General features: G+C 47.7%; 7 protein-coding genes. 5 read left to right on the forward strand and 2 right to left on the reverse strand.

Annotated elements, in window-relative coordinates:
• The first annotated feature begins 18 nt into the window (after positions 1-18).
• The 5 genes from MHI52_RS04935 to MHI52_RS04955 all read left to right on the forward strand — a co-directional run bounded on the left by MHI52_RS04935 (position 19) and on the right by MHI52_RS04955 (position 11,727).
• A complete protein-coding gene (locus tag MHI52_RS04935) occupies positions 19-4,989 on the forward strand; it encodes a DUF4132 domain-containing protein (RefSeq protein ID WP_405158578.1) in 4,971 nt (1,656 codons plus the stop codon).
• 661 nt (positions 4,990-5,650) lie between these two features.
• Positions 5,651-8,362 carry a glycoside hydrolase family 3 C-terminal domain-containing protein gene (locus MHI52_RS04940; RefSeq protein WP_405158579.1) on the forward strand — a complete coding sequence of 904 codons (2,712 nt, stop codon included), beginning with the start codon at positions 5,651-5,653 and terminating at the stop codon, positions 8,360-8,362.
• A gap of 142 nt (positions 8,363-8,504) precedes the next feature.
• Positions 8,505-10,076 (forward strand): glycoside hydrolase family 30 protein, encoded by a 1,572-nt coding sequence (locus tag MHI52_RS04945; protein ID WP_405158580.1) that lies wholly within the window; start codon positions 8,505-8,507, stop codon positions 10,074-10,076.
• A 153-nt stretch (positions 10,077-10,229) separates the two neighbouring features.
• Positions 10,230-10,694 (forward strand): acetyltransferase, encoded by a 465-nt coding sequence (locus MHI52_RS04950; protein ID WP_047841716.1) that lies wholly within the window; start codon positions 10,230-10,232, stop codon positions 10,692-10,694.
• Between the two features lie 46 nt (positions 10,695-10,740).
• Complete coding sequence (locus MHI52_RS04955) at positions 10,741-11,727, forward strand: WXG100 family type VII secretion target (RefSeq protein WP_036606168.1); 987 nt, start codon at positions 10,741-10,743, stop codon at positions 11,725-11,727.
• Positions 11,728-11,991: 264 nt separating this feature from the next.
• Here the strand turns inward: MHI52_RS04955 and MHI52_RS04960 are convergent, their stop codons facing one another.
• Positions 11,992-12,780: a formate/nitrite transporter family protein gene (locus MHI52_RS04960; protein ID WP_017690511.1), complete on the reverse strand. Its 789-nt coding sequence runs from the start codon at positions 12,778-12,780 to the stop codon at positions 11,992-11,994.
• 98 nt (positions 12,781-12,878) lie between these two features.
• Positions 12,879-13,100: a bacteriocin immunity protein gene (locus MHI52_RS04965; RefSeq protein WP_405158581.1), complete on the reverse strand. Its 222-nt coding sequence runs from the start codon at positions 13,098-13,100 to the stop codon at positions 12,879-12,881.
• Positions 13,101-13,218 lie beyond the last annotated feature (118 nt).

Genomic DNA, 13,218 nt, shown 5'->3' on the forward strand with positions numbered 1-13,218 from the left:
ATGAAGGAGGAGAACAGGATGAATCAGGAAGAGCAAGTACAGGTGTATATGGATGGATTGCAGGAAAGAGCCAAGTCGTTAACAGGGGTACAGCTTGAGCTGGCAGGCTATGTTGTGGAGATCGCCGGGTCTACGTATTTACGTGGAGACGAAAAGATGTTTTTGAATACTGATAAGTTGCTTGGAAGGCTGGCTGCAGAAACGCAGAAACCATTATTCGAGCCACTATTGGATGTGCTCCAGCATCTGGAGAGCGAGTCATTGGTTGCACGATTCCGTTATATTGCAGAGCGTGCGACTCGTTTCCCATACAGTAACAACTATGAACGCCGCCCTTTCCGCACATCCGATCCGGAGCAGCATGTAGAACAAGTCATCCGTAAACTGATGGGATTGTTCCGTATGGAAATGAAAAATTTCTCGCTGGAAGAATATGTGTCACTTCGTGAGTACAAGCTGGATTATTTGCATGAGATCCGTTGGGTCCTGGCGGATTGTATCGCTTATGAACTGGATCATCAGGGCGGAGATATGAAGCAGGCGCTGCATGATGTTATCTATGGTGACAATCAGACGGCGCTGTTAACCCATGAAATGATCAAAGGTATATTCATGAGTGATCAGGCGGATGCCTATCAGATGGTGGGTGAGCTGCTAGTTGCAGCAAGGTTGCAGGAAGGGCTGCGCCAAAGCATTGTGGAGCGGATGGATGAAGGGACACTGGAAGCCTATATTTACATATTAAAAATCATTATCGACAACAACCTGATTCGTTTCAGTTCCGTGGTAAGAGCGCTTGCCGTATGGACGGGGATCGGTATAGAAGCAGCCAACCAACGTGTTGCGGCACAGTTGATTGAACAGGCCTATCAGGCGCTTGTGCAACCAGAAGTACGCGAGGCCTGGCAGCAGGAAGCTAACGCCAACAAACTCTTTATCAGTCTTTGGGCGACAGCGGTCATTGAAGAGAATGAATTGAAGAGCAAGATAATCGAGATTATGGATCAAGGTCAGTTATATCAGAAGATTGTTGCTCAATATGTACTGGCTAACAGCCAGAACAGGGAGCTTCGTTTGGACATTGCACGTCGTTATCTGGAGGCGCAGGATACCGAGTTGATGCACTGGATTGTGACCAACTATGATGCGATGTATATGTACAACTGGAGTTTCGAGAATGGAGAGAATCAGCGTAGCGTCTACGTGTGGCCATTGCCTGCTCTTGGAGATAAGGGCTTGCGGCGTCAGGACTTTGATCGGTTCAAACAGATGCTGGCTGCCATTCCAAAAGGAGGGTCAGGTGGACCATCGGGTGTACTTGAGTATGTTCACTACCGGATTGATACGGATGATGTAGTCAAGAAAATGTTATATTTGGCCGCTTATGATATGGACCCGGAATGGATCGGGGAGGTCATCGCAATCAAGGACCGTTTAAGCCCGGAACTGCGCGGAGAACTGTTGTCCCAGTTTGTTCAGCATCCCGATAATGAGGTGCAAAGACAGTTTGTGTTTGAGAGTTTGTCTGATAAAAGCATCAGTAATCGGGAGAGTGCACTCGCCAAAGCGAAGCTGCTCACGTTGACGGTTGATGAGATGAAACAGATGGAGGCGTTGATGAAGCTCAAAACAGGCTCACTTCGTCAGAAGGTCATTCATGTATTGTTACTGCAACCCGTGGACCAATTGGCGGTCTCGCTGAAGCGACTTTTGCAGGCCAAGAGTGAACTGCAGCGCTTGGGTGCGCTAGAATTATTGACCGAGATTGCGGCAGATCCAGAGCGGATAGATCAGCAGGAGCAATTGCAGCCATTGGCGCAGCTGATTGAGACACCCACTGCCAAGGAACAGAAACTACTGGATAAGCTGACTGATCAGGGGAGTCGTTACACAGTTTCTAATGGATTTGGTTTATTTGATCCGAAGCGACGTGAGCCATTGCTGGATGAGAAGCGTGATCTCAAGGGCCATAATCCGAAGGATATCTTTACACTCTCTCTGGATAAGACCAGACCATTTCTGGAGGGACTTAGTGAATTAGTGCATGAACACAGGGATTATGAGTATCAGGTGGAATACTACGCTGGCTATAAAGACACATTGTTAGTCGGAGCGAGTCTTCGCTCCAAGGTTCCGTATGGAGAGCGGAATGAAATGAAGCAGATGGAACAGTTCCCGCTTCATGACGTATGGGAGAACTATATTCAACATGCCGGGTTCAGCAGTGTGGAACTGATGCAGCTATACATGGCTATACAGCTCGGGGAGTTCAATGGCAATTTGAGCGACCATTACAGTTATTTCCGTGAGCAGTATGACTATGACGAATTGCAGAAGATTCCGTTATTGGAAGGCTGGCGCAAGTCGTTTGCCGAACAGATCTATCCTCTGGATGACATCGAAAAGCTGCAGCAGATGCTGGATTCGTTAACGTATAAGGATCAGGTAGTGGCACTGATATCGGCGGCATTTCAGGATAGCGATCCGATCGACACGTTTGAAATAGCTGAGAAAACCTGGGCCTCCATCATCGCAAGTATGCCTGCTGATCGACTCGAAAAAGAGTCAGGCATGCTTCATATTCTGACTGGACCTTGGAATTATGTAGTTCGTGGCAAAATCCATGACGATAACAGCTTCAAACGTTTCTTCCAGACAGCTTACCAGTTCACCAGTCTTGTAGAGAGTAGTCAACCGCTGTCTTTACTGTCACTTGAAGATTTCCTGCGTGCGTACCAGTTGAACCTGATTGATGATCAAGAGATATATCGACAGGTGCTGGTCGGTGGGAATCGTCAGTTGTTTATTCGGGACTTAACATCCACTCGTACAGAAATGATCGCGAGTGATCCGAAGCTTGTTCAATTGCGAGATGCGGTGGTCGATCGCATTCTGGAGATTGAGCTGACCCGGGGAGAACTCTCTACAGAAGTAAGCACACTTGCCATGAAACTGGATCGAATTGAAGGCATGGAACACTGGGTACATCTGGTCTCGGCGATGGATCAGGATACATTTGTCCGTGGATATATCTATAGTTATGGGGACAACACAACACGTAAAGAGACGTTTAGCTATCTAATTCAGAATTGTCATCCACGAGATGGAGAAGATGAGAAGCGTCTTGGGGAATTGCTCCAGAAGTATCCGGTGAATGAGAAGAAATTGCTGGAAGCAGCCATGTACGCCCCGCAGTGGATGGAGATTGTAGCGAAACATCTGGGATGGGAAGGTCTACGCAGTGCGGCCTGGTACTTCCATGCTCATATTAATGAACGCTTTACTGCGGAGAAAGAAACCATCGTGGCCCACTATTCTCCAATCTCACCACAGGACTTTAATGAAGGTGCGTTTGATATCGCTTGGTTTGAAGAAGCCTATGCTGCTGTCGGGGAGGAACGGTTCAATCTGTTATACGATTGTGCCAAGTACATTTCCGGGGGATCCAACCACCGCAGATCCCAATTGTTCGCAGATGCTGCACTAGGCAAGCTTCGACTGGACGATATGCGTGAGTCCGTGTCAGACAAGCGAAACAAGGATCACTTGTTAACCTACAGTTTGATTCCATTCGCTGTAAATCGCGAACAGGATCTGCGTGAGCGATACGACTTCATTCAGAAGTTTCTGATGCAGAGCAAACAATTCGGTGCGCAACGCCGTGCCAGTGAAGGTGTGGCATCGCAGATTGCACTGGGCAATCTTGCTCGTAATGCAGGTTATGCCGATGTTACGCGGCTGATGTGGGACATGGAAGCACGTAAGTTGGATGAGATGAAATCCTTTTTTGAACCTCATGCATTGGATGCTGATACGACAGCGCAATTGGTCATCGATGAGGAAGGTCAACCCGAGATGGTTATCGTTAGTAAAGGTAAGACACTCAAATCTGTACCTGCCCGGTTCAAAAAAGATGGATATATCGCTGAACTGAAAGAGCTGAAATCGGATCTGGTGGATCAGTATCGCCGGGCACGACAGGAGCTGGAACGTTCGATGACTGCTGGAACATCCTTTACACGTCAGGAAATTGCCAGTCTGATGCAAAATCCGGTTATACAACCGCTGGTAAGAACACTTGTATTCCAGTCAGGTGACAAGACGGGAAGATTCGATGTATTATCCAATGGTTTGGTTGCACCAGGACCGGAGGGTACGGTCCATGCACTAGCGGAACAGGATCAACTGTTGATTGCTCATCCGCTTCATCTGTATCAGAGCGGAAGCTGGAGTGAATTCCAGCGGGATCTGTTCACCCGTCAGGAGCGTCAGCCGTTCAAGCAGGTATTCCGTGAGCTGTATCTTCCTAACGAGGACGAATTGGCTAATGGTACGGTGTCCCGCCGATATGCGGGGTATCAGATTCAACCGAAAAAAGCAGTAGCTCTGCTTAAAGGACGCCAATGGACTGTCAGTTATGAGGAAGGTCTGCAGAAGGTAAGCTATGAGCATAATCTGATCGCGAATCTCTATGCCATGGCAGATTGGTTCTCACCAGCAGATACCGAAGCACCTACCTTGGAGACGGTGCAGTTCTACGATCGCAAGAGCTACAAACCTGTAGCGCTGCAAGATGTGCCGCTGACGTTCTTCTCGGAAGTTATGCGTGATATCGATCTGGTGGTCAGCGTTGCACATGTGGGAGGCGTAGATCCGGAAGCCAGCCTGACAACCATCGAGATGCGTCACGTCATTGTGAACGAGTCGTTGCGTCTGCTGAAGATCGACAATGTACGTCTGGACGGGAATTACGCACGAATTGATGGTGAATTGGGTGAGTATGCTGTTCATCTGGGGAGTGGTAATGTGTTCAAACAAGCCACAGGTGCACTTCATATTGTTCCGGTGCACAGTCAGCATCGGGGTCGAATCTTCCTGCCATTCCTCGATGAAGATCCGAGAACAGCTGAGATTCTGTCCAAGGTGATGTTGCTCGCCGAAGATAAAAAGATCAAGGACCCGCAGATTCTTGCACAGTTACAGAATTAGAAGTGAACGAACTAGAATTGAACCGCCCAGTGGGGCGGTTTTTTTATTTGTTACTCCGATTTTCAAAGTAACTTCAAATCTCAATATAACGAGTGTAGAACAAGAATCATGGACGGAGTGAACAATATGGAGCAATTTCAACATAAAGGCAGCTGAAGAACCTGTTAAAAGGGACCTCAGCTGCTTTTATATTTTTGGATATTTCAATGGACCGGATTGGTTCCGTTTTCAAATAGACTTAGGACCCAGAGTGTGTCGACATATTCCTTAATCTGATAATTAATTGCATTAATTGGTTGATCGGGAGTGGGTCGAACCGACTGTTTTTAAAAGTAAAGAATTTGTTCGAAAGTAGTTACGGAAATGTAAATAATTCGTTTTCTTGTTTTGTTATCTGAATTGTTAACATGGTGATTCCAAAGAACTAGGCTCTTTCTAATTGGTCATTTACCAAATTTAAGGGGATGTAATTCGGTATCATGTCGGCTATCGTTAGGAAGCGAAATCTGCTGACTGGCTTGCAGGCTGCAGTTTCAGAAGCCATGTGCAGGACGACCTGAATGCTTGAAAGACTGGGATCAAGCCAGTTTGCATTCCCTTGTATACATGTATTCAATATGTGCACAAGAAAAATGATCAAGAGAGAAGGAGAACTTACAACATGAACAGAAGACTCAATCTGATTTTCCTCAAACGATGGTTTATGTTATTAATCATCGTGGCGGTTGCGGCTATGCCGCTGCACGCCTTCGCCGCGGAGGCGGATTCTGGGGCCAATCGGCCTTGGATGAACACATCTCTATCAGCGGAAGAACGCACCGAGCTGTTGCTCAAGGAGATGACGCTGGAGGAGAAAGTTGGATTCGTAACTGGTAAAGTCAATAACTATTATGGTTTCTATAATGATGGATTGGAGCGCCTCGGCATTCCAGCATTACAGATGGCAGATGGACCCGCAGGAGTACGTGTGGCTAACCCGGATGTGCAGGACAAAAAGTCCACGGCATTGCCTGCACCCATCGCGCTTGCGGCTTCCTGGGATACCAATCTGGCCAAGAAATATGGCGATCTGATCGGTCAGGAAGCACATGATACAACACATAATGTAGTGCTCGGCCCTGGACTGGATATTGCACGTACACCATGGGGTTCCCGGAACTTCGAATCTCTCGGGGAAGATCCGCTATTGGCTTCCGGCATGGGTGCAGCGTATGTGAACGGGATTCAAAGTAATCCGGTTATCGCTACTGCGAAGCACTATATCCTGAACAACCAGGAGACTGAACGTTTCACGACCAATGCAACAGCCAGCGAACGTGCGATTCAAGAAGTCTATGCACGTCCGTTCCAGGCGATGGTTGAAAAAGCGGATCTTGGTTCGGCAATGTGTTCATTTAACCAGGTGAACGGTACATATGCTTGTGAGAACAAGGAGATGCTGACCAATGTCCTTCGGGATCAGTTTGGCTTCGAAGGGTTTGTCATGAGTGACTACGGTGCAAATTTCAGCACAGCCAAATCCGCCAATGCGGGTCTGGATCTGGAGACACCGGGAGAGCCTTACGGCAAATGGGGAGACAAATTGCTGGAAGCCGTGAACAATGGCGAAGTCAGCGAGCAAACCATTGATGAGAAGGTTAGACGCATTTTGCTTCAAATGTTCGGTAAAGGGCTGTTTGATAACCCTGTAACGAATACACAAATCAATGCTAAGAAAGACGGCAAACAGGCACGTGAAATTGCAGAAGAGAGCATGGTTCTTTTGCAAAACAATGATAATGTGCTGCCGTTGTCCAAGAAAAACGTGAAATCCATCGCTGTCATCGGTCCGGATGCAGATAACGCATCTGCTGCTGGTGGAGGTAGCAGTCTGGTTAATCCGACGTATACTGTAAGTCCGCTTCAAGGCATTCGTAACCGTGCTGGTAACGGTGTGGATGTAAAATATGCTGCCGGAACCGATCCTATCTCCGCAGGAGATGCATTTAATGGGCCATCCGCCGTACCTTCTACTCTTTTATCACCAGCGGATGCTCAGGAAAGTGAAAGAGACTATGGTACAGATCGTGCGGAATACGGTCTGCGTGCTGAATACTGGACGAATAAAGATATGGAGGGTAATCCTTCTTTGGTCCGAACAGATCATCAGGTCAACATGAATCTTGGATTCTACAACTATGAAGGTTTTAACGCACAATCTTCCAAGCTTCCAGTGACACCTACGAAATTCAATGCCAAAATGTCTGCTCGTTGGACAGGGGCGATCACAGCACCTCAAACGGGTGAATATAAACTGTCCCTGACCAGTCTAGGTTCTGCGAAACTGTATGTGGATGATAAGTTACTCGTAGACAATCAAGGTGAAACATTGAGTACAACGAAGAAAGAAATCACATTCAAAGAAGGTGAGTCCCACAATATTCGAATTGAGTATCGTACGGATTTCCCGGTACAGACTAATCATGATATGGGTGCACAGGTTCGTTTTGGCTGGGAAGCTCCAGACGACGCTGTGGATATCAAAATGCAAAAAGCAGTTGAGCTGGCGAAAAAATCCGATGTTGCCGTCGTGGTAACTCGCACGTATGACAGTGAAGGTTACGTTGACCGTTCCGACCTGGAGCTGCCGAATAACCAGGAGCAGCTGATCCGCAAGGTAGCAGCAGCCAATCCAAAAACGATTGTGGTGCAAATGAGTGGTCGCGCTGTTGAAATGGATTCCTGGCAAAAAGAAGTGCCATCCATCGTTCAGGCTTGGTATGCAGGTCAGGAACAAGGTAATGCAGTGGCACGTGTGCTGTTTGGTGATGTGAATCCATCCGGTAAGTTGCCGGTGACGTTCCCATCAGATGATTCCCAGACCCCGGTATCCACTGCGGAACAATTCCCGGGTATTAACGGGGTGGGCAACTATTCCGAGGGTATTTTTGTAGGGTATAAAGGATATGACAAAGAAGGCATGACACCGGCGTTTGCTTTTGGACACGGACTGTCGTATACCGATTTTAATTATCGTAATCTGCATGTGAAAAACACAGGTAAAGGCTATAAGGAAACTGTAGAAGTATCCCTGAATCTGCGCAATACCGGTAAAGTTGCCGGTGCAGAAGTTGTACAGGTCTATGTTGGCAATCTGCCAACTAAAGTTGAAACGCCAGAGAAGCAGCTTGCTGGTTGGGCGAAGATAGATCTGAAGGCAGGCAAGCAGCAGCGGGTCAACATTCAACTGGATCGCAGCGCATTGTCCTACTGGGATGAAACATCCCATGAATGGGTAATGCCTAAGGGTAAAGTCCAAGTGTATGTTGGCAGTGCATCGGATGATATCCGTCTGACAGGCAGTGTGAATATCGGAAGCAAGTCCGGTAAATAAAAGTTCAATAAGGGAGATTGGAAGGTTGTTCTCCCAGTGAAGTTATTTCGTTAAATGCAGTTTGTTCTACTTCATATAGATTAGGAAAATGAGTCGTGGCCTAGTGGCCGCGGCTTTTTCCACAATGGAAGGAGAGTGAAGCATGATAAACATAGGTTGGCGAGAATATCCCAAACGATGGATGATCCTGTTGATCGCTGCTGTTTGTTTTGTCGGTATAGGAATCTGGCTTATCTTCAACCGAAGTGAACAACCCGCTCCGCCACCGGTTGTGGACAAACAGAGAACGGCCGAGGTCTGGTTAACCACGGGAGATCAGCAAAATCTGCTTACACCACAGAAGCCCATTCCAATTACCGATCACCATGATGCAGACCCAAGATCTTCAGTTTCTTCAACGCAGGAGTCAGACATTTCTTCGTCGGCGTTCACCATACAGATTGACTCGGAAAAGATATATCAGACCATGGATGGATTTGGCGCAGCGATGACGGGTTCATCTGCGCATCTGATCAACGAGCTCTCAGAGGAACAACAAGAGCAACTGCTGAAGGAACTGTTTACAACAGAAGGGCTGAACATGGATATGGTGCGTCATACGATTGGTGCCTCCGATTATTCGGTAGATGGATCAGGTGTAGCTTCGAGTTATACCTATGATGATATCGAGTCTGGCAAGGACTATGACATGGAATCCTTTTCGATCGAAAAGGATCAGGAAGTTGTGAACATGCTGGAGCGTGTAGCTAATTTAAAACCGGATCTTAACGTACTGGGCACACCGTGGACGGCCCCGGCCTGGATGAAGTATGGGGAGAAGACCACTAACGGTTGGTATCTGGATTACAACGATCCCCAAGTGTATGAAGCGTACGCGAGATATTTTGTGAAATATATCAAAGCGTATCAGACAAAGGGCATTCCCATCTATGGGATCACGTTGCAAAATGAACCGGAGTTCACCTCGGACAAATATCCGAGTATGAGTATGGGAGCTGAAGAACAAGCGATGTTCATTCAGGATTATCTCGGCCCGGCGCTACAGGATGCGGGACTGGACACGCGAATCATCGCGTATGATCATAACTGGGATCAGGCGGTTGAATATACCGCTACGGTGCTTGGTGATGAGCAGGCTGCTGCTTATATCGATGGATCTGCTTTCCACTGTTATGCAGGTGATCCATCTGCCATGTCGGAAGTGCATGAGCGCTTCCCAGACAAGAATATTTATTTTACCGAATGTAGTGGTGGGGAGTGGAGTTCTGATTTTGGCGAGAATCTGAGCTGGCAGATGTCCAATCTCATCATTGGTGCACCTCGCAACTGGGCAAAAAATGTGCTGCTCTGGAACATCGCACTTGATCCGCAAGGTGGACCCACGAACGGTGGCTGTGAGAACTGTCGTGGGGTTGTGACGATTGACCCGGACAGTGATGAAATCACTAGAAATGTCGAGTATTATGTGTTAGGCCACATCAGCCGTTATGTACGTCCAGGAGCTGTAAGAGTTGATTCCACGCAAGAACAGGGCAAGATCGAGAACGTAACCTTCCGCAATCCGGATGGAACGATGGTGCTCGTTGCAGCTAACACGGGTGAGGCGGAAATTTCCTTTGATGTAGTCATAGATGGAGATTCGTTTCGATATATACTGCCTTCCCAATCGGCAGCAACCTTCCGTTGGAAGCCAAAAACGGAGGTAGAACGTTGACTCAAGCTTGGAAATTATGGGTACAGATTGAATGATGGACATGGTAAAATAAACGTAGAGTTATTTCAAATTTGATGTATTAAACAAGTCCGATCCTAGGATCGGGCTTTACATAACCATTTACTTTTAATAGAGAAGGAGCATACGTCGGACATGTTAGTCGCTGCATATCGGGAACAGGATCATGACAAGTTGGTCGAGATCTGGGAGAGTGCTGTTCGGGCAACCCATACGTTTTTGGAAGAGCATCACATTCAGTTCTACAAAAAAGTGGTGAGTGATGTGTTGCAACAAAGACAAGTCGAGGTTTGGGAAGTGCTCAATACGAAGCAACAACCCGTGGGTTTTATTGGTGTGGATGATAACTTTATCGAGATGCTGTTTGTAGATCCGAGCCAACACGGGCAGGGTCTGGGACGTCTGCTAATAGACCATGCCTTCAAAATCAAAGGCCGTCACCTCAAGGTAGATGTTAATGAGCAGAATACTGGAGCAGCCCGATTCTATGAAAAGATGGGATTTGTACAGACAGGTCGTTCCGAATTGGATAGTTCCGGTAATCCGTTTCCGCTGTTGCATCTGGAGATCAGACAGGAAGAGGCCGAGAGATTGTCGTAATGGATAGACCATGAGTTATAAATGACCAGGATGAGGAGTGTGCAGGATGACACAGATCAAGGTGACACCGGAACAACTGGAGACGGTCAGTGGGCAGTTCGCTCAGGCACATCAGCAATTATCGGGATTCATGTCCACATTGGACGGTAAGATGAGTGTCATGCGCAGCAACTGGGATGGCATGGAGCGTGAGCGTTTTTATAACGATTATTCAACGGCTCAAGGCACGATGAAATCTGTTCTGGAACTGGTTCTGTCCATTCAGTCGGAGCTTAAGAAGATTGCCGAGCGTTTCCGCACGACAGATGAAGAGGCGGTGAGCCAGGCAATCATGACGGCGCTGACCGCAGCGCGGGCGCTATCAACCATGGGCAAAAATAAAGGCGATGATCTGGACAAAACGCCAGGTCCACCAAAGAACATGGATGAATGGGATGAGAAGGATGCCGAGAAATACCAGAACTATGAGGAAATGCTGAAGAAAGCCAAAGAGATGGGTGACGAAGAACTGGCGCAGCAGATTCAGGCCAGTATGAACATCATTCGGCTTCAGTACGAAGATGTAATCTATCAGACTGACCCCAATACTGGCAAGACGGTAAAAATAACCGAGGATTCCATCGTAGGTACGTATCAGGTGAAAAGCGACAAGGGCGAAACGACCACCATCAGTCTGGATAAACAGGGCAATGTGGTGGACTATAGCAAGGATACGGAAAAATATAGGTATTCGGAGCAAACGCACACGACCAGTCAAGGCGAGCATCTCTTTGGCAAAGCAGCACAAACGGCTACAGCCTACGGGATTGGTCTGCTGCTCACAAGCAAGACGGGCTCTGCCTTTACAGAACATGCCACTGGACTTGGTTCTTCGTTCGTTGCGGACAAGTTCCTGTTCTCTGTGCCGGAAGAAGGCGAGACACGTACGATGATCTACCGTACCAATAAGGACACGGGTAAAATCGAGAATATGATCGTGGTCACGCGCGGCGACAACGATATTGAATATACTCCGTGGCGGGAGTACTTCTAAGCCACGGAGGGGGTTGGCAAGCGGGCAACACAGGGCTACCTGATTGCGGCCTGCTTGCCGACCCACCGCATGGAGCCATGTGGTTGTGTATCACATGGCTATGCGTGTGGAGGGCAGGCGGCTTATCCGTGAGCCTGCCCGTAGAGAAACACCCCGGCAACCTTCTCCCTGAGATGGGAAGGTTGCCGGGGTGTTTTGGATTCTTCTTACCGATTAGCCACGGTCGAAGGACCGGGCCGGAAGGATGTCTTTTTTTGCCAGAGATTAATGTGTCTCTTCATCCAGAAACGGTTTGTTCACCGCATAATACATAAAGCCCATCAGCAGCACACCACCCACCAGATTACCCAAGGTCACGGGAACCAGGTTGTGAAGCACACCTTCAAATGAGATCGTCCCCGGGTGATTCAGCACAAGTGCAATCGCGAACGTACACATATTGGCGATACTGTGCTCGTATCCCGAGATGAAGAAGCAGAACACAAAGAGCATCATGGCAAACATTTTGGCTCCATTCTCCTTCATAAACATTGGAACAAAGAACGCCATACACACAAGCCAGTTACACAGAATTCCCCGGAAAAAGAGCTGCATGGTTGGAACTTCCATTTTGTGTTCTACCACGCTTAACAGAAAACCATTCACCTGAGACGAGTCGAACAATCCGGTCAGGTAGATTAACAGGGCAAACACAGCTGCGCCCATCAGGTTACCGCTATAACTCGCAATCCACAGCTTGATCACTTCGAACCAGCGCAGTTTCTTGCGCAGCGCCGCATACGTGTAATAAAACGTATTGCCCGTGAACAGGTCACCCCCGCCATAGGCGATCAGAATGATGGCCGCCCCAAACGTAATTGCCGCCATCGGATAGGTGAACGGGGACTGCTCCATATAAAAGAAGTTACCTGTCTTAAACGCCACGATGACGCCGAATCCGATAAACATACTGGCCAGCATGGAGCGTGCAAGGTACCTGATTAAACTTTGTTTGTAAATCTTGTGTTTCTTCAGAGCTAGTTGTTCCACGTTGCGTAAAGCTTCCGTTTCCATAATTCTCCTCCAATAGCATGGTGTCTTGCTTACCATTATAACGAAATTATGGAAATTGGGGAGGGTAAACTTGGTTTATTGATTATTACTTCCTTGTTTCAATTGCAGTGGAGCGGAAGCAGGATCGGACGGGAAGCCAAGGCTTCTTCCACAATCTGTTCAGGCGTCAGGTCTCGATCATCCCAGAAAATGAGATTACTGATCCCCGCATGTGGAACCTGCTGTTGTAGCTCCGTCAACATGTCATCCAACTCGGCTTCCGTTCCTTCAGAGTCCATCAGTTTGCGAACCAATTCGACCAAATGTAATGGATTGTCCATATCGATACCTCCTGAATGATTCATAGCGTGAACAAACTAGTCTTTCATGGGCTGATTCAATGGATCATATATAATGAGCACCGGAAAAAATTTGGGCTCAAGCATCAGACTAATACCT

The organism is Paenibacillus sp. FSL H8-0283, assembly GCF_045040675.1.
Lineage (GTDB): Bacteria > Bacillota > Bacilli > Paenibacillales > Paenibacillaceae > Paenibacillus > Paenibacillus amylolyticus.